General features: G+C 71.2%; 14 protein-coding genes. 9 read left to right on the top strand and 5 right to left on the bottom strand.

Annotated elements, in window-relative coordinates; all coding sequences use genetic code 11:
• Positions 1-56: 56 nt before the first annotated feature.
• Positions 57-1,259 (bottom strand): FAD-dependent oxidoreductase, encoded by a 1,203-nt coding sequence (locus SRB17_RS17165; RefSeq protein WP_323375728.1) that lies wholly within the window; start codon positions 1,257-1,259, stop codon positions 57-59.
• Positions 1,260-1,306: 47 nt separating this feature from the next.
• Positions 1,307-2,551: an ATP-grasp domain-containing protein gene (locus tag SRB17_RS17170; protein ID WP_323375829.1), complete on the bottom strand. Its 1,245-nt coding sequence runs from the start codon at positions 2,549-2,551 to the stop codon at positions 1,307-1,309.
• A gap of 305 nt (positions 2,552-2,856) precedes the next feature.
• On the opposite strand from SRB17_RS17170, the gene fahA reads away from it, so the two are divergent.
• The 8 genes from fahA to SRB17_RS17210 all read left to right on the top strand — a co-directional run bounded on the left by fahA (position 2,857) and on the right by SRB17_RS17210 (position 12,245).
• Positions 2,857-4,074, top strand: a complete 1,218-nt coding sequence (gene fahA / locus SRB17_RS17175; RefSeq protein ID WP_153539418.1) for a fumarylacetoacetase — start codon at positions 2,857-2,859, stop codon at positions 4,072-4,074.
• Between the two features lie 209 nt (positions 4,075-4,283).
• Positions 4,284-5,222 (top strand): M56 family metallopeptidase, encoded by a 939-nt coding sequence (locus SRB17_RS17180; RefSeq protein ID WP_153539420.1) that lies wholly within the window; start codon positions 4,284-4,286, stop codon positions 5,220-5,222.
• 133 nt (positions 5,223-5,355) lie between these two features.
• A complete protein-coding gene (locus SRB17_RS17185; protein WP_153539422.1) occupies positions 5,356-6,144 on the top strand; it encodes a GntR family transcriptional regulator in 789 nt (262 codons plus the stop codon).
• A gap of 46 nt (positions 6,145-6,190) precedes the next feature.
• Positions 6,191-6,418 carry a 4Fe-4S dicluster domain-containing protein gene (locus SRB17_RS17190; RefSeq protein ID WP_153539424.1) on the top strand — a complete coding sequence of 76 codons (228 nt, stop codon included), beginning with the start codon at positions 6,191-6,193 and terminating at the stop codon, positions 6,416-6,418.
• A gap of 14 nt (positions 6,419-6,432) precedes the next feature.
• Positions 6,433-7,788, top strand: a complete 1,356-nt coding sequence (locus SRB17_RS17195) for an ABC transporter substrate-binding protein (RefSeq protein ID WP_153539426.1) — start codon at positions 6,433-6,435, stop codon at positions 7,786-7,788.
• Positions 7,785-8,696, top strand: a complete 912-nt coding sequence (locus SRB17_RS17200) for an ABC transporter permease (RefSeq protein ID WP_228396087.1) — start codon at positions 7,785-7,787, stop codon at positions 8,694-8,696. Before SRB17_RS17195 ends, SRB17_RS17200 begins: the two co-directional genes overlap by 4 nt.
• Positions 8,680-9,468: an ABC transporter ATP-binding protein gene (locus tag SRB17_RS17205; protein ID WP_153539427.1), complete on the top strand. Its 789-nt coding sequence runs from the start codon at positions 8,680-8,682 to the stop codon at positions 9,466-9,468. The genes SRB17_RS17200 and SRB17_RS17205 overlap by 17 nt, the downstream gene beginning before the upstream one ends.
• Positions 9,469-9,479: 11 nt before the next feature.
• Complete coding sequence (locus tag SRB17_RS17210; protein ID WP_416237062.1) at positions 9,480-12,245, top strand: fumarate reductase/succinate dehydrogenase flavoprotein subunit; 2,766 nt, start codon at positions 9,480-9,482, stop codon at positions 12,243-12,245.
• A gap of 27 nt (positions 12,246-12,272) precedes the next feature.
• On the opposite strand, the gene recQ is transcribed toward SRB17_RS17210, so the two are convergent.
• Positions 12,273-14,255 (bottom strand): DNA helicase RecQ, encoded by a 1,983-nt coding sequence (recQ, locus tag SRB17_RS17215; RefSeq protein WP_153539429.1) that lies wholly within the window; start codon positions 14,253-14,255, stop codon positions 12,273-12,275.
• A 149-nt stretch (positions 14,256-14,404) separates the two neighbouring features.
• Between recQ and SRB17_RS45430 the strand changes: the two genes are divergently transcribed.
• The gene (locus tag SRB17_RS45430; protein ID WP_194294030.1) at positions 14,405-14,563 is read left to right on the top strand and encodes a hypothetical protein; all 159 of its coding nucleotides are present in this window, start codon (positions 14,405-14,407) and stop codon (positions 14,561-14,563) included.
• Positions 14,564-14,599: 36 nt separating this feature from the next.
• Here the strand turns inward: SRB17_RS45430 and nuoN are convergent, their stop codons facing one another.
• Positions 14,600-16,249 carry an NADH-quinone oxidoreductase subunit NuoN gene (nuoN, locus tag SRB17_RS17225; RefSeq protein ID WP_323375730.1) on the bottom strand — a complete coding sequence of 550 codons (1,650 nt, stop codon included), beginning with the start codon at positions 16,247-16,249 and terminating at the stop codon, positions 14,600-14,602.
• The gene (locus tag SRB17_RS17230) at positions 16,246-17,817 is read right to left on the bottom strand and encodes an NADH-quinone oxidoreductase subunit M (protein WP_153539431.1); all 1,572 of its coding nucleotides are present in this window, start codon (positions 17,815-17,817) and stop codon (positions 16,246-16,248) included. The genes nuoN and SRB17_RS17230 overlap by 4 nt, the downstream gene beginning before the upstream one ends.
• Between the last annotated feature and the right edge of the window lie 5 nt (positions 17,818-17,822).

Here is a 17,822-nt window from a genome sequence, read left to right on the forward strand (position 1 = left end):
TCCTCCCCCTCCTCGTTGATCAGCGCCGGCGAAGGAGATCCGGGCGCCGGGCGGCCTCAGCCGTGGGCCGACGCCAGGTGATTCGTCAGGCGCGGCGAGGCGAACTCCGTACCGCAGACGAAGCGCATCACCGGGCCGTACGACGACGCCGCCGGCAGACCGGTGAAGTACAGGCCGGGAACGGACGAGACGAAGCCGGGGCCGAGCTTCGGCGTACCGCGGCTCACCGCGAGCCGGGTGCGCAGCTCGTGCCCGAGGAAGTCCATCGCCGCGATGTCGACGCGGTAGCCGGTGGCGGCGATGACGTGGTCGGCGGTGAGCCGCTCGGGGTGCCCGCCGTGGGTGCGGACGGTGAGGACGGGGCTGCCGTCCGGAACCTCGGCGGCCAGGACGCGCTCGACGTCCTGCACCTGCACCGCGCTCTCGAAGCGCTCGCGCAGCCACCAGGCGCCGAGCGGTCCGAGGACGCGGCGGACGAGGAAGTGGCGGGTGGCCTCGGGCAGGTATCGGTAGGGGTGTGGGTAGTAGCTGAACGCCCACAGCGACCAGGCGCGGCCGAACGGGGACTCCGGGCGCAGTTTGGGCTGCTTCCAGGGCGGGGCACCGAAGGCGACCCGGCCGCGGCCGCGCGCGACGACACGCACGCGTGCCCCCGCCTCGGCGGCGAGCGCCGCCGTCTCCAGCGCGGACTGGCCGGAGCCGACCACGATCAGCTCCTTGCCGGCGAAACGGCTCAGGTCGTGGTGCTGGGAGCTGTGCGAGACCGGGCCGGTGGGCGCCGGTCCGTCGGCTGCGGCTCCCGCGAGCTCCGCCGGCAGGTGCGCGAGGCCCGACAGGCCGGTGGCGACGACAACCGCGCGCGCGGTGAACATCTCCCCCGAGTCCAGTTTCAGTTCGAAGCCGCCGCTCTTGTCGCGGTCCACGGAGACGACCCGTACCCGCTCCAGGCCGGGGACGAGCTTCTGCTGGAACCACTCGCCGTAGGCGATGAACGTCTCCACCGGGATGATGTCCTCGTCGCTCACCAGACGGCGGATCCCGGCCGCGTCACAGTAGTCGGCGAGCGTGTGCCCGGGCTGCGGGCAGTCGAGGTTCGAGGCGGCCGGGGTCGACTTCAGGAGCATGCCCTCGGGCATGTGGTCACGCCAGCTGACCATGGGGTCACCGAAGACGCGGACGGGGACGCCGCGCGCCCGCAGATGGGCGGCGGTGGACAGGCCGAACGGCCCGGCCCCGATGACTGCAACCGGTCGAGTCACGAAGTCCCTCCCCAGGACATGGTGCGCCACTCTTGGCGTGGCTTTGCCTACTTCGTGGAGGTGCCGCTGCCGCGGCGGTTGGTCCGCCACAACTGATAGAGGTGCTTCGCGCCCGGGCGCACGAAGCGGGCGAGCATCGTGAGGAACGGCAGCGGGTCGTCACCCGCGAGCCAGGCCAGCTCCGTCCCGCTCGCCTTCGCCGGCGCGTGCGGCGTCGTATAGCCGCTGCGGCGGTAGGCGAGAAGGGCGGGGAGGTCGATGTTCTCCACGATGTAGCGGTGGCCGGCGCGCTGTTCCCCCTCCGGAACGGGGCGGCCGGTCAGATTCAGGTGCATGGCGCGTACGACGTCCACACCCGACTCGTTCTCGAACAGCCGGAACTGGGCGCCCATGCGCGGGTTGAAGTCGAGAAGCTTGTACTGTCCGTCGCGCCGGTCGAAGCGCAGGTCGAGGTCGATGATGCCGCTGTAGCCGATCTGTTTGATGAAACGTGCGGCGAGGTCGGTGAGTTCCGGGTTGTCGACGACGTACGCGTTCGCCGTCATGCCGGCGTGCGGCGGCCACGAGCGGACCTTGACGCCGGTGAACAGGGCGAGGGGGCTTGCGTCCTGATCGAAGCAGGCGTGCACGATCCAGTCCTCGGCCTCCTCGCGCGGCAGGTACTCCTGCAGGATCACGCCCGGCCGCGCGCCCCAGTCACGCGCGAGGGTGAGCAGGCCCTCGCGGGTGGCGATCCGCGTGGTGCCGTTGACGGCGGGCTGTCTACGCCGGACGAACGCCTCCCGGTTCTTGGCCACCACCGGGAAGCGCGCCGTCTCGGCGAAGGCGACGATGTCCTCGTACGACTCCGGGAACGCCGACGCGGGGCTCGCGACGCCGTGCTCCACGCACAGTTCGTACAGGCCCTGCTTGCTGGCGAGCCGGCGCGGCAGCGCGGGATCGACGCGCGGGAAGAGAAAGGCACCGGCAAGATCGTCCTGGTGCTCGGCGATCAGTACGGCGGCCTCCTCGTCGGTCGGGACGAGGACGGCGGGGCGGCCGATGCGACGGCCGATGCGCAGCAGGCCCTCGACCAGGTGGCCCGGGTCCTCCGCCCCGGTCGTCGGCCACACGAAGGCCTTCTTCAGATAACGGGAGGATGCCGCGGGCGTGTACGCGTCCTCGGTGATGGCGTACATGGGCACGCCGAGCCGGCCCAGGCTGCGGATCGCGCCGACGCCGCCGTGGTGCAGCGGATAGTCGCCGAACTTGACGATCAGTCCCGGTACGTCCCGGTCCACCTCGAACGGCACACCGACGGTGTCTCCGGCCACGGGTCCCCCCACGTGTCCCCCCATTGGAACGGACCCACCCCGTCCGTGTCCCCAAAGGACGCTAAGCCGGAATTGCCGCCTCCGACAAGGCTTATCCGGACATTGCGAACTCTTTAGACAGGGTGCGAGCAACCTTTCGAAGGCCCTTCGACACACACCTTTCGGACACCGTGGCGGGTGCGGCAGGAGGCTCTGCCCAAGACACGCATCACGGCCGTAACGTGTGGCGCGACCACATGGAACGAGCGCCATGCACGGCCCGGATGAGAGTGAGGCAGCACCCCATGCCCCCCTTCGACGTCCCCGAGGGCGACCCCTTCGGCCCGCACAACCTTCCCTATGGCGTGTTCGCGCCCGCCGGCAGCACGGAGCGCAGGGTCGGAGTCCGGCTCGGGGACCACGTCCTCGACGCGGGTGCCGCGGCCGCCGCCCTCGGCGCACCGCACCACGCGCTGCTCGCGCGGCCCACCCTCAACGCGCTCCTGGCCGCCGGCCGCCCGGCCTGGACGGAGGTACGGCGTTCCGTCACGGCCTGGGTCACGGACCCCGAGCACCGGGAGACGCTGGAACCGCTGTTCCACCCCCTGTCGGAGGTGAGCCTGCACCTGCCCTTCGAGGTGGCGGACTACGTCGACTTCTACGCCTCGGAGAACCACGCCCGCAACGTCGGCCGGATCTTCCGCCCGGACGCCGAGGACTCCCTCACCCCCAACTGGAAGCACCTGCCGATCGGTTACCACGGCCGCTCCGGCACCGTCGTCGTCTCCGGCACGGACGTCGTACGGCCGTCCGGGCAGCGCAAGGCACCGGCCGACCCGGCGCCCCTCTTCGGCCCGTCGATCCGGCTGGACATCGAGGCCGAGGTCGGCTTCGTCGTGGGCGTGCCGTCCGAGCTGGGCCGGCCGGTCGCGCTCGGCGACTTCCGCGACCACGTCTTCGGGCTGTGCCTGCTGAACGACTGGTCCGCGCGGGACATCCAGGCCTGGGAGTACGTGCCGCTCGGCCCGTTCCTCGGCAAGTCCTTCGCGACCTCGGTGTCGGCGTGGATCACCCCGCTGGAAGCGCTGGAGCACGCGCGCGTGGCGCCTCCGGAGCGTACGCACCCGCTGCTGCCCTACCTGGACGACTCGGCACCCGGCGTCGAGCCCGGCGGCTACGACCTGCGGATCTCCGTCGCCATCAACGGCCATGTGGTCTCCGAGCCGCCTTTTTCCACCATGTACTGGACCGCCGCCCAGCAACTCGCCCACATGACGGTGAACGGCGCCTCGCTGCGCACCGGCGACCTGTACGGCTCGGGCACCGTGAGCGGCGCCGACGAGCGTCAGCGCGGCTCGCTGCTGGAACTGACCTGGAACGGCCGCGACCCCCTCGAACTCCCGGACGGCAAGCGTGCCTTCCTGGAGGACGGCGACGTGGTGACCCTGTCGGCCTGGGCCCCCGGTGCGGACGGGCGCCGGGTCGGGCTGGGGGAGGTGAGCGGGCGGGTCGTGGCGGGATGAGAGGCGCCGCAGTGAGGGCGGCCGGGTGAGCGACGCCGGGTGACCGGCGCCGTGCAGCAGGAACGTGCGGGACCGATCACCGCCGAGGGCTGACTCTCGCCGCCCCTCACCGTCATACTGGGCAGGCACGCACGCGACGCGCCCCCGGCGCGTCGCTCCGCACCACCCGGCACGCGAACAACTCTCCGACCAGGAACCGGAGCCCCGGCATGACCGTCTGCCTGCTCCTGCTGAGCGTCGTCGCCCTGACGGCCGCTCTGCCGGCTCCGCGCGCGCTGACCCGTGCCGCCTGGCCCGAGCGGGAACCCGTCGTCGCGTTGTGGGTGTGGCAGTGCCTGGTCGCCACCGTCCTGCTGTGCTGCCTGACCGCACTGGTCCTGGGCGCGGCGGCCGTCTTCCACACCGTCCGCGACCGCGTGTTCGCCCCCGCACCGCCCTCCGTCACCGCCGCCTACGACCTCTCCTCCGCGCCGGTGTGGGCCGCCGTCCTCACCGTGCTGCTGGCCTGCGGGGCCGCCTGGACGACGGCGATGCTGGCACGAGAACTCGTCGAGGCCCGCCGCAGCCGTGGCCAGGCCCGCGCGCAGCTGCGGGAACGCGCCCCCGACCTGCCGGCCGGACTGCCGGCGGCACGCGGCCCGATGCTCGTACTGGAGGACGAGTACCCGGACGCCTGGTGGATGCCCGGACACCCGCCGCAGCTGGTCGTCACCACCGGCGCGCTCCACCGGCTCACCGACCACCAGCTGGACGCCGTCCTCACCCACGAGCGCGGGCACGCGCGTGCCCACCACGACTGGCTGCTGCACCTGTCCACCGCGCTCGCCACGGGCTTCCCGCGCGTGCCGCTGTTCGCCCACTTCTGCGACCAGACGCACCGCCTGGTCGAACTGGCCGCCGACGACACGGCGTCCCGGCACTGCGGCCACCTCACCACGGCCCTGGCGCTGATCGAGCTGAACCAGCACCGGGGCGTCCTGTCCTGCGACTCCAGCCGCCACCTCCTCGGCGAACGCGTGGACCGCCTGCTGGAACCGCCGCCACGACTGCTGCGCCGGCACCGGGCCCTGACGACGACAGCGGCCGCCCTGGTGCCGCTGCTACCCCTACTGATCACGTTCGCCCCGGGGCTGACGGCACTGTCCTGACGGGCCGGCCGGGTGGCAGATCTTCCCGGCCGGAGCGGAAAACCCGCAGCTCAGGGGCGCGTCCAATGTTCCCTCACCTGGCGCAACACTTCGGCAACACGACTTTCCCTACTGCATCGGTATGGTTCCAGCCATGCCACCCACCGACCGCCCCCGCGACCACGCCGGTCAGGGCGCCGCGACCACCGTCGCCGCCCACCGCGCGCGTCGTAGGCTGCGCGCGGACCGGGCCCGGCAACTCGCCGATCTGCTGCGCCGCCAGATCCTCACCGGCGCCTTCCAGAACGGCCCCCTCCCCCACGAGTCCACCCTCGCCACCGACTACCGAGCCTCCCGCAACACCGTCCGTCAGGCTCTGGACCTCCTCAGGGCCGAGGGCCTGGTGGAACGGCTGCCCGGCGTCGGCACCGTGGTCGTCGCCCGGAAGTACCCGCACGGTCTCGACCGTCTGATGGGCCTCGCGGAAACCCTCCGCGAACACGGCCGCGTCACCAACGAGGTCCGCACCATGGGCCCCGCCCCCGCTCCCTCCCCGGTGGCCGACCGCCTCCACGTCCCCGCCGGCGCCGACGTCCTCTACATAGAGCGCCTGCGTCGCCTGAACGGCCTGCCCCTCTCCCTCGACCTCACCTACATCCCGCTCGACATCGCCACCGCCCTGCTCGGCGCCGACCTGGAGAACACCGATGTCTTCCGCCTCCTGGAAGCCATCACCGGCCGGCCCCTCGGCCACGCCGAGATCACCCTGGAGGCGGTGACGGCGGACGCCCACTCCGCCGCCGTGCTCCAGGCTCCGCGCGGCGCCGCCGTACTGATGCTGGAACGCCTCACCCACCTCGCCGACGGCCGCCCCGTCGACCTGGAGTTCATCCGCTTCCGCGGCGACCGGATCACCATGAGCGGCCTGCTCCACCGGTCGTAGAACACCGCCGCACACACCCCTGCCTGCACGCTTCCTGGAGACAGCCATGCCCTTGGCACCCCAGCGGGCCGACGTGCCCGTGACCATCGACGAGTCGAAGTGCATCGACGGCTGCACGCTCTGCGTGGACATGTGCCCGCTGGACTCCCTGGCCATCGACGAGACCAACGGCAAGGCGTACATGCACGTCGACGAATGCTGGTACTGCGGCCCGTGCGCGGCCCGCTGCCCCACCGGAGCCGTCACCGTCAACATCCCCTACCTGCTCCGGTGAGAGGCACAACCACCATGAAACGAACGGCAGCCGCCGCATCCGCCGCCGCGCTCCTCCTTCCCCTGTCCGCCTGCGTCGGCAGTGCCGAGGCGGGCAGCGGCTCCACGGTCACCGTGACCGTCGGCTACCAGTCCAAAACCATCAACACCGTCACCGCCGGCACGCTGCTGCGCTCCCTCGGCTCCTTCGAGAAGCAGCTCAACGCCCTGCACGACGGCCACACCTACAAGGTCGCCTGGCAGGACTACGCCACCGGCGCCCCGATCACCGCCCAGATGACCGCCCAGATGACCGCCGACAAGATCGACATCGGCTCGATGGGTGACTTCCCGCTGCTGCTCAACGCCGCCCGCGGCAAGGAGCTCGGCCGCCCCACCCACCTGGTCTCGGTGACCGGCTACAACCTGCGTGGCGGCCTCAACACGGTCGTCACCGCACCCGGTTCGCAGCTCACTTCCCTACAGGACCTGAAGGGCAAGAAGGTCTCCACGAGCGTCGGCTCCGCCGCGGACGGCACCCTCGTACGGGCCCTGCAGCGCGCCGGCATCGACCCGGACAAGGGCATCTCCGAACTCAACCAGCAGCCTGCCGTCGGCGCCTCGGCGCTCTCCTCCAGCGGCGTGGACGCGCTGTCGCAGTTCGTCGCCTGGCCGGGCCTGCTCGCCTACCAGGGCAAGGCGAAGGCCCTGTACGACGGCGCCCAGCTGAACCTGCCCACCTTCCACGGCGTCACCGCCCGCGAGGACTTCGCCAAGCGGCATCCGGCCGTCCTGGAGGCCTTCATCAAGGCCCAGGCGGATGCGACGGACTACCTCAACGCCCACCCCGTGCCCGCCGCCGAGAAGGTCGCGAAGGCCACAGGCCTGCCCGCCGAGGTCGTCTACCTGTACAACGGCGCCCACGGCATCGCCACCTTCGACCCGGCCGTCAAGCCGCAGCTCGTCTCCGCGCTGAAGCAGGACGTCTCCGTGCTGAAGGCCGCCAAGCTGACCGGCGACATCGACGTGGACTCCTTCGTCGACGACCGGTACGTCAAGAAGGCCCTCGGCGCCTCCTACGCCAAGCGGCTCACTTCCGCTCCCGCGCCGGCCGCGAGCGAGGTGTGGCCCAAGGAGAGCGAGAAGACCGTCTCCTTCAAGTCCGCGAAAGCGCTGCTGGTGTACGTGGCCGGGCACCAGGGCGGCATCCGCGCCGCTTACGTGCCCGACGCCACCACCGGCACACTGTGGTTCGCGGACAAGGCGGTGTGGGTGGCCGATGGCGACCAACTGCTGCCCTTCGTCACACCGGCGACAGCGCAGGCCTACGTCACCGCCCACGGCGGCGCCCGCACGGTGTCGTACCGCGAGGTCCTGGAGCGGGCCTCATGACCCGGTGGCCCCTCCCCCGGTATGCGCTGCGGACGGTTTCCCTGGCCGCTTTCCTCGGGCTGTGGCAGCTGCTGACCAGCCTGAAAGTCGATCTGTGGCTGCGTTTCTCGCAGTTCCCGACGGTCACCGACGTGGCCCGCGCCTTCAGCCGCCGACTTTCCGGAGGCGACTACTGGACCGACCTCACCGACAGCCTCACCCGGATCCTCACCGGCTTCGCCCTGGCCGCCGTCCTGGGCGTGGTGACCGGCGTGCTCGTGGCCCGTTCGCGCCTCGTCGAAGGCCTGCTCGGCTCGGTCCTGGAGGTGATCCGCCCGATCCCGGCGATCGCCCTCGTCCCGGTCGCAATCCTCCTCTTCCCCTCCAACGAGCAGGGCATCGTCTTCATCACCTGCACCGCTGCCTTCTTCCCCGTGCTGGTCTCCACCCGGCACGCGGTCCGCGCGCTGACCCCCGTCTGGGAAGAGGCGGTGCGCACCATGGGCGGTGGGCGGCTGCGGATCCTCGGTTCGGTCGTGCTGCCGGGCGCACTGCCCGGCATCTTCAGCGGGCTGTCGGTCGGCATCGGTGTGTCGTGGATCTGCGTGATCTCCGCCGAGATGATCTCCGGCCAGTACGGGGTCGGCTACCGCACCTGGCAGGACTACACGGTGGTGAACTACCCGGGCGTCTTCGTCGGCATGGCCACCATCGGCGTCCTCGGCTGGATCACCTCCACGGCCGTGGAACTCCTCGGCCGGCGCCTGACCCGCTGGCTGCCCCGCACCTCGTACGTGCCCGGAGGCCGCACCCGCGTGCCCCGGCCTGTCGCCGCCGTTCGTGCCGACGGCGATTCCGAGCACCAGGCCCAGCCCGAGCAGCAGGGCCAGAATCACACCGAGGAGGCCCGCGATGAGCACCTCGTCTGAGACCGTCACCGCTCCCGCCACGGGGGAAGCGGGCGCAGCAGCGGGCACCCGGCTCACCTTCCGGGACGCCGTGCTCGGCCGCCCGGACGCACCGGTGCTGTACGACGTCGACCTGGACGTCTCGCCCGGCGAGATCCTCACCGTCGTCGGCCCGTCAGGCTGCGGCAAGTCCACGCTGCTGCGCACGCTCGCCGGGCTGCTGCCTCCGCTGGGCGGCGCGGCCGAAGTGGACGGCGTCCCGCTGACGGGGCCGTCGGCCGACCGCGCGCTCGTCTTCCAGGAGGACGCGCTGCTGCCCTGGCGCACCTTGCGCGGGAACGTCGAACTGCCGCTCGCCATCAGCGGCGTACCACGCTCCGAACGCCGTTCCCGGGCCGAGTCCTGGCTCGCCCGCGTCGGACTCAGCGAGCAGGCTGGGCAGTTGCCGCACCGGGTGTCCGGCGGGCAGCGCCAGCGTGCCCAGTTGGCCCGTGCGCTGGCCGACAGTCCGCGTGCCGTCCTCATGGACGAGCCTTTCGGCGCCCTCGACGCCCAGACCCGCTCCGGCATGCAGGACCTGCTGGTGGAGGTGTTGCGAGGGACGGGCGCGACCGTCGTCTTCGTCACGCACGACGTCGACGAGGCCCTCTTCCTCGGCGACCGTGTGGCCCTGCTCGGCTCCGGCCGGGTGGCCGCCGTACGGGACGTGCCCGGACCGCGCGATCGCCGGGCCGTGGAGAACCCGGCCCGCATGGTCCTGCGCCGCGACATCCTCACCTCGCTCGGCTCCTGAAAGGCACCCCGGTGACCACTCCCGCGTCCACCCCCCTGGAGATTCCCGCCGTCGCCGACGCCGATGAACTGACCTGCGACGTCCTCGTCATCGGCGGCGGAACGGCCGGCACGATGGCCGCCCTGACCGCCGCCGAGCGCGGCGCCGACGTCCTTCTGCTGGAGAAGGCCCACGTCCGCCACTCCGGCGCGCTCGCCATGGGCATGGACGGCGTCAACAACGCGGTCATCCCCGGCCGCGCCGAACCCGACGACTACGTCGCCGAGATCACCCGCGCCAACGACGGCATCGTCGACCAGTCCACCGTCCGCCAGACCGCCATCCTCGGTTTCGCGATGGTGCAACGGCTGGAGTCGTACGGCGTCAAGTTCGAGAAGGACGAGCACGGTGAGTACGCGGTGCGCCAGGTGCATCGCTCCGGCTCGTACGTACTGCCCATGCCAGAGGGCAAGGACGTCAAAAAGGTCCTGTACCGGCAGTTGCGGCGGCGCGAGATGCGGGAGCGGATCCGGATCGAGAACCGGGTGATGCCGGTCCGGGTCCTGACCGCCGAGGGGCGGGCCGTGGGCGCCGCCGGCTTCCACACCCGTACCGGCGCCTTCGTCACCGTCCGCGCGGGTGCGGTCATCCTCGCCACCGGCGCGTGCGGCAGGCTCGGCCTGCCCGCCTCCGGCTACCTCTACGGCACCTACGAGAACCCCACCAACGCCGGCGACGGATACGCCATGGCCTACCACGCGGGCGCCGAGCTGACCGGCATCGAGTGCTTCCAGATCAACCCGCTGATCAAGGACTACAACGGCCCGGCCTGCGCCTACGTCGCCAACCCCTTCGGCGGCTACCAGGTCAACCGGCACGGCGAGCGCTTCGTCGACTCCGACTACTGGTCGGGGCAGATGATGGCCGAGTTCGCCGCCGAGGTGGCCGGCGACCGCGGTCCGGTCTACCTGAAGCTCAGCCACCTCCCCGAGGAGTCGATCTCCGCCCTGGAGTCGATCCTGCACTCCACCGAACGGCCCACCCGGGGCACCTTCCACGCCGGCCGCGGACACGACTACCGCACCCACGACATCGAGATGCACATCTCCGAGATCGGCCTGTGCGGGGGCCACTCCGCCTCCGGCGTCCGCGTCGACGACCACGCCCGTACGACCGTCCCGCGCCTGTACGCCGCCGGCGACCTCGCCTGCGTCCCGCACAACTACATGATCGGCGCCTTCGTCTTCGGCGACCTCGCGGGCGCGGACGCCGCCCAGTACACCGCGTACACCGGGGAGCTTCCCCTGGACCAGGTGCGCGAGGCGCACGAGTTCATCTACCGCCCGCTGCGCAACCCGGACAGCCCGCCGCAGCCCCAGGTCGAGTACAAGCTGCGCCGCTTCGTGAACGACTACGTGGCACCGCCGAAGTCCGGTGCCCGGCTCTCCCTCGCTCTGGAGGCCTTCGAGCGGATGCGCGCCGACATCGCCGCCATGGGTGCCCGCACCCCGCACGAGCTGATGCGCTGCGCCGAGGCCGGCTTCATCCGTGACTGCGCCGAGATGGCCGCCCGTGCCTCGCTCGCCCGCACCGAGTCCCGCTGGGGCCTCTACCACGACCGTCTCGACCACCCCGGCCGCGACGACGTCTCCTGGTTCCACCATCTCGATCTGCACAAGTCCCCCTCTGGTGCGATGGAGTTCACGGCCCGTCCCGTGGCTCCGTATCTGGTCCCGGTCGAGGAGTTCGCACCGGTCGGCGGCACCTCCCGCCGGCTGGGCGAGGTCCGTCCCGAGGACGTGGCCACGGCCGGGCCGCGCGAGGCGGCCCCGGTCGCCACGGGACCGACGCCCGCGCGTGCCACCGACTCCGCCGACCGGGCCGACCTGGCAGGTACCGCCTCGCCACGGCTCCTGGAACTGCTGGAGCTGGCCGAGGCGGAACCCGAACTCACCTTGATCGAGCCCTACTTGGCCGACCCGGACCCCGCCGTCCGCCGTACGACTGTCGCGGTCCTCACCGAGACCGTGCCGCCCGGCACCGGGCAGGCCCTGGCCGGCGCCCTGTCCGATCCCGACGCCGAGGTCCGCGCAGCCGCCGCTGCCTCGCTGCGCGAGCTGGTCGAGACCCTGCCACCCGATCCCGCCCTCGGCACCACTCTCACCGACGCCCTCACCGCGGCCGACCCCGTGGTCCGCGCCGCCGCCCTCGATGTGCTGCGCGCCCTGCGCCTCGGTGGGGCCGGGGTGTTCGCGACAGCGCTGGACGACTCCGACATCTCAGTCCGCACCGAGGCCGTACGGGCGCTCGTCTCCGTCGACGCGGTCGGGCCGCTGGCGGATGCCGCGGACGATCCCTCCCGGGAGATCCGGGTCACGGTGGCCAAGGCCCTGGCCGCCGTCGGCTCGGCGTCCCCGACCGCAGCCGACCGGAGGCTGCTGACCGGCGCCCTGGACCGGCTCACCGAGGACAGCGATCCCCTGGTGCGTGGTACCGCCTTCGCCGCGCTGGCCGGCACCGGCTGCCCGGTCCCGCTCACCGACCGCGCCGTGGCCGCGCTGACCGACCGGGCATGGCAGGTCCGTTCCGGCGCCGCCACCGCGCTGTCGGCCGCGTCGGCCGAGACCGCCGTGCCCGCCCTGGCCAAGGCGCTGACCGACCCCAACGCCGACGTGCGCAAGGCGGCGGTGCTGGCCCTGACCCGGCACCGGGCCACGGAGGAGGCCCGCGCCGCCCTGGCAACGGCCACGGCCGACTCGGACGCGGACGTCAGGGCGTACGCGGCTCGGGGGCTGTGACAGCCGCTCCGACCGGCGGGCAGTGGGCTATATCCAGTCGTCCGGCCCCGGCTCCTCGGTCGGCTCCGGCCAGTCGGCGTCCGGCGCGTCGCCTGCGGGCGGGGCCGGGTCGTCCAGGGCCGCCAGTACGGCCAGCACGCCCTCCCCGTACGTCGCCAGCTTCTTCTCGCCAACGCCGCTCACCGTGGCCAGTTCGCGCACCGAGGTGGGCCTCAGGGTGACGATCCCGCGCAGGGTGGCGTCGTTGAAGATGATGTACGGCGGGACGCCCTGCTCACGGGCCTGCTCGGTGCGCCAGGCACGCAGGGCCTCGAAGGCGGGCAGCAGCTCGGCGGGCAGCTCGGCCGCGGCGTCCTTGGTCTTGCGCTCGCCACCGGAGGGGCCGGCCGACCGGGACCGGGAGGCGGCCGGCTTCTTCGGCTCCTTGCGCAGCGGCACCTCCCGCGCGCCCCGCAGCACGGTGGTGCTCGCCTCGGTGAGCACCAGAGTGCCGTACTCCCCCTCGACCGCGAGCAGCCCCTGTGCCAGCAGCTGGCGGATGACGCCCCGCCACTCGGCCTCGGTGAGGTCCTGCCCGATACCGAAGACGGACAGCTGGTCGTGGTCGAACTGGATGACCTTGCCGGTGCGCTTGCCGAGCAGGATGTCGACGATCTGCACCGCGCCGAACTTCTGCCCACGCTCCCGCTGCAGCCGTACCACCGCCGACAGCACCTTCTGCGCGGCGATCGTGCCGTCCCAGGTCTCCGGCGGGGTGAGGCAGGTGTCGCAGTTGCCGCAACCCGCCGCATCGGGATCCTGGCCGAAGTAGGCGAGCAGCTGCCCACGGCGGCAGCGGGCCGTCTCGCACAGCGCGAGCATGGCGTCGAGGTGGGCGGTGGCCCGGCGGCGGAACGCCTCGTCGCCCTCACCGGACTGGATCAGCTTGCGCTGTTGTATGACGTCGTTCAGGCCGTACGCCATCCAGGCCGTGGACGGCAGTCCGTCGCGGCCCGCGCGGCCGGTCTCCTGGTAGTAGCCCTCGATCGACTTGGGCAGGTCCAGGTGCGCGACGAACCGTACGTCAGGCTTGTCGATGCCCATGCCGAAGGCGATGGTCGCCACCACGACCAGGCCGTCCTCGCGCAGGAACCGGGCCTGGTGGGCGGCGCGCATGCCCGCGTCCAGCCCCGCGTGGTACGGCACCGCGTCGATGCCGTTGGCGGTCAGGAACTCCGCCGTCCGTTCCACCGAGTTGCGTGACAGGCAGTACACGATGCCGGCGTCGCCCGCGTGCTCCTCGCGCAGGAAGGCGAGCAGCTGCTTCCTGGGGTCGGCCTTGGGCACGATCCGGTACTGGATGTTGGGCCGGTCGAAACTGGCGACGAAGTGGCGGGCCGCCGGCAGGTTCAGCCGCTGGGTGATCTCCTGGTGGGTGGCGTGGGTGGCCGTGGCGGTGAGGGCGATCCGCGGGACGTCCGGCCAGCGCTCCCCGAGCAGGGACAGGGTGAGGTAGTCGGGGCGGAAGTCGTGGCCCCACTGGGACACGCAGTGCGCCTCGTCGATCGCGAAGACGGAGATCTTGCCGCGCGAGAGCAGGTCCAGCGTGCCCTCCAGGCGCAGCCGCTCCGGCGCCAGGTACAGCAGATCCAGCTCGCCGGCGAGGAACTCGGCCTCGACCATGCGCCGCTCGTCGAAGTCCTGCGTGGAGTTGATGAAGCCGGCGCGAACGCCGAGGGCACGCAGGGCGTCCACCTGGTCCTGCATGAGCGCGATCAGCGGCGAGATCACCACGCCCGCACCCGGTCTGACCAGGGCCGGAATCTGGTAGCACAGCGACTTTCCGCCGCCGGTGGGCATGAGGACGACGGCGTCGCGGCCCGCCACCACATGCTCGATGATCGCTTTCTGCTCGCCCCGGAAGGCCTCGTACCCGAAGACCCGGTGCAGCGTGGCCAGCGCCTCGCTGTCGGCCGCGCCCGGCCCCTCGGTCACCTGTGGCATCTCGCTGATCCCGCCCGTCGCACCCATCGTCCTGGCCCCCGTCGGTCCCCCGTGTGTCGCTCCTCGACCACTGCCTCCACGATAGGGGGCGGGACCGACAGCCTCGGAGTTATCCACAGGCTCGGTCGTTCTCCTGTGTAACCGGACGCCAACGTGTAGCGACTGCCGAGGCAGAGTTGATCGACGCGACCCTTGTCCTCCCGTTGTCGGAGTTCGAGGTCATCCATCGTTTCACCGTCGGCCTCGAACGGGTCGAGAACGAGAAGGCCGAGCTGCCGCTGGAGCAACAAGAGTCAGTGACCTCGGCAACACGCCGCTGCCCGGCCCTCGTCTGAACAAGGGTGCCGGGCAGCGGCGTTTGCAAGGGAACCTCAGCGCACGAACACTCCTGCCTGGCTCGCCAGGTCCAGGAAGTACTGCGGCGCCACACCGAGCACCAGCGTCACCGCGACGCCCACGCCGATCGCCGCCGTGGTCAGCGGGGACGGGACGGCCACGGTCGGGCCTTCCGGCCTCGGCTCGCTGAAGAACATGAGCACGATCACACGGATGTAGAAGAACGCGGCGATCGCGGAGGAGATCACACCGATCACGACCAGCGGGGCCGCACCGCCGTCCGCCGCCGCCTTGAACACGGCGAACTTCCCGGCGAATCCGGAGGTCAGCGGGATGCCGGCGAAGGCCAGGAGGAAAACGGCGAAGACCGCCGCCACCAGCGGGGAGCGACGGCCGAGACCCGCCCACTTGGACAGGTGGGTCGCCTCGCCGCCCGCGTCGCGCACCAGCGTGACCACCGCGAACGCGCCGATCGTCACGAACGAGTAGCCCGCCAGGTAGAAGAGGACGGACGAGACGCCGTCCTTCGACGTGGCGATGACACCCGCGAGGATGAATCCGGCGTGCGCGATGGACGAGTACGCCAGCAGCCGCTTGATGTCGGTCTGGGTGATCGCGATGATCGCGCCGCCGAGCATGGTGATGATCGCCACTGCCCACATGACCGGCCGCCAGTCCCAGCGCATCCCGGGCAGGACGACGTACAGCAGCCGCAGCAGAGCGCCGAACGCGGCCACCTTCGTCGCCGCTGCCATGAAGCCCGTCACGGGCGTCGGCGCGCCCTGGTAGACGTCCGGTGTCCACATGTGGAACGGCACCGCGCCCACCTTGAACAGCAGGCCCATCACGATCAGGGCGCTGCCGAGGAGCAGCAGCGCGTCGTTGCCCATGGTGTTGGCGAGTGCCGGGTCGACGTTGGTGACCGTGCCGTCGACGACCTGGGCGATGCGCGCGTACGACACCGAGCCCGAGTAGCCGTAGAGCAGGGCGATGCCGAACAGCGTGAACGCGGAGGCGAACGCGCCGAGCAGGAAGTACTTGACCGCGGCTTCCTGCGACATCAGCCGCTTGCGGCGGGCCAGCGCGCACAGCAGGTACAGCGGCAGGGAGAAGACCTCCAGGGCCACGAACAGGGTCAGCAGGTCGTTGGCCGAGGGGAACACCAACATGCCGGCGATCGCGAAGAGGAGGAGCGGGAAGGCCTCCGTAGTGGTGAAACCCGCCTTCACCGCCGCCTTCTCGCTGTCGCTGCCCGGTACGGAGGCGGCCTGCGCGGCGAAGGAGTCGACGCGGTTGCCGTGTGCGGCCGGGTCCAGGCGCCGCTCGGCGAAGGTGAAGAGGCCGACGAGACCGGCCAGCAGGATCGTGCCCTGCAGGAACAGGGACGGGCCGTCGACCGCGATCGCCCCCATGGCCGCGATGTGCGCCTTGGTGGTGCCGTAGCCGTCGGCGGCCAGCGCGACCACCGCGGCGAACGCGGCGCACAGTGCGACGACGGACACGAACACCTGGGCGTAGTAGCGGGACTTGCGCGGGACGAACGCCTCGATCAGCACCCCGACCAGCGCCGCACCGACGACGATCAGCGTCGGTGACAATTGTCCGTATTCGATCTTCGGTGCCGGGATCTTCGCGATCGGGTCGGCCGCGGTTGTCCACAGGCTGTGGACGACTGTTGCGCTCACTTGGCCGCCTCCACCGAGGGCTTGGGGTCGGTCTTGTGTACGTCGGACATGGTCTGCTTGACCGCAGGGTTGACGATGTCCGTGACGGGCTTCGGGTAGACGCCCAGGAAGATCAGCAGCACGATCAGCGGGGCGACAACGACCAGTTCACGCGCGCGAAGGTCGGGCATCGCCGACACCTCGGGCTTCACCGGACCCGTCATCGTCCGCTGGTACAGGACGAGGGTGTAGAGCGCGGCGAGGACGATGCCGAAGGTGGCGATGATGCCGATCGCCGGGTAACGCGCGAACGTGCCGACGAGGACCAGGAACTCGCTGACGAACGGGGCGAGGCCGGGCAGCGAGAGGGTGGCGAGGCCGCCGATCAGGAAGGTTCCGGCGAGCACCGGCGCAACCTTCTGCACGCCTCCGTAGTCGGCGATGAGCCGCGAGCCGCGCCGGGAGATCAGGAAGCCGGCGACCAGCATCAGCGCGGCCGTGGAGATGCCGTGGTTGACCATGTAGAGCGTCGCGCCGGACTGGCCCTGGCTGGTCATCGCGAAGATGCCCATGATGATGAAGCCGAAGTGCGAGATCGACGCGTAGGCGACCAGACGTTTGATGTCCCGCTGGCCCACGGCGAGCAGTGCGCCGTAGACGATGCTGATCAGCGCCAGGACGAGGATGACGGGTGTCGCCCACTTGCTGGCCTGGGGGAACAGCTGGAGGCAGAAGCGGAGCATCGCGAAGGTGCCCACCTTGTCGACGACCGCGGTGATGAGGACGGCGACCGGGGCGGTGGCCTCCTGCATTGCGTTGGGCAGCCAGGTGTGCAGCGGCCACAGCGGAGCCTTCACCGCGAACGCGAAGAAGAAGCCCAGGAACAGCCAGCGTTCGGTGCTCGTCGCCATGTGCAGCGAGCCGTTCGCGCGGGCCTGCGCGATCTCCTGGAGGCTGAAGTTTCCGGCCACCACGTAGAGGCCGATCACCGCGGCCAGCATGATCAGGCCGCCGACCAGGTTGTACAGGAGAAACTTCACGGCCGCGTACGACCGTTGCGTCGAGGCCGCTTCCTCGCCCTGCGCGTGGGCGCGGTCTCCGAAGCCGCCGATGAGGAAGTACATCGGGATGAGCATGGCTTCGAAGAAGATGTAGAAGAGGAACACGTCGGTGGACTCGAAGGAGATCAGCACCATCGCCTCGACGGCCAGGATCAGCGCGAAGAAGCCCTGGGTGGGGCGCCAGCGGCGGCTGCCCGTCTCCAGCGGGTCCGCGTCGTGCCAGCCGGCGAGGATGATGAACGGGATCAGTACGGCGGTCAGGGCGATCAGCGCCACCCCGATACCGTCGACCCCCAGCTCGTATCTCACCCCGAAGTTCTTGATCCAGGCGTGGGACTCGGTGAGCTGGTAGCGGGCGCCGCCCGGGTCGAAACGGACCAGGACGGTGATCGCCAGGGCGAGCGTGGCGAGCGAGACGAGCAGCGCCAGCCACTTGGCGGCGGTGCGCCGCGCGGCCGGTACGGCGGCCGTGGCGACCGCGCCTACGGCCGGGAGCGCCGCCGTCGCTGTCAGGAGAGGAAAGGACATCGGTA

The organism is Streptomyces sp. RB17 (assembly GCF_009604455.1).
In the GTDB taxonomy this organism is placed as follows: domain Bacteria; phylum Actinomycetota; class Actinomycetes; order Streptomycetales; family Streptomycetaceae; genus Streptomyces.

What these genes read in the sequence shown, in the direction of transcription:
- fahA (WP_153539418.1), top strand. Translation starts at nt 2,857, where the DNA reads ATGCCCCCCTTCGACGTCCCCGAGGGCGACCCCTTCGGCCCGCACAAC.
- SRB17_RS17180 (WP_153539420.1), top strand. Translation starts at nt 4,284, where the DNA reads ATGACCGTCTGCCTGCTCCTGCTGAGCGTCGTCGCCCTGACGGCCGCT.
- SRB17_RS17185 (WP_153539422.1), top strand. Translation starts at nt 5,356, where the DNA reads ATGCCACCCACCGACCGCCCCCGCGACCACGCCGGTCAGGGCGCCGCG.
- SRB17_RS17190 (WP_153539424.1), top strand. Translation starts at nt 6,191, where the DNA reads ATGCCCTTGGCACCCCAGCGGGCCGACGTGCCCGTGACCATCGACGAG.
- SRB17_RS17195 (WP_153539426.1), top strand. Translation starts at nt 6,433, where the DNA reads ATGAAACGAACGGCAGCCGCCGCATCCGCCGCCGCGCTCCTCCTTCCC.
- SRB17_RS17200 (WP_228396087.1), top strand. Translation starts at nt 7,785, where the DNA reads ATGACCCGGTGGCCCCTCCCCCGGTATGCGCTGCGGACGGTTTCCCTG.
- SRB17_RS17205 (WP_153539427.1), top strand. Translation starts at nt 8,680, where the DNA reads ATGAGCACCTCGTCTGAGACCGTCACCGCTCCCGCCACGGGGGAAGCG.
- recQ (WP_153539429.1), bottom strand. Translation starts at nt 14,255, where the DNA reads ATGGGTGCGACGGGCGGGATCAGCGAGATGCCACAGGTGACCGAGGGG.
- SRB17_RS17230 (WP_153539431.1), bottom strand. Translation starts at nt 17,817, where the DNA reads ATGTCCTTTCCTCTCCTGACAGCGACGGCGGCGCTCCCGGCCGTAGGC.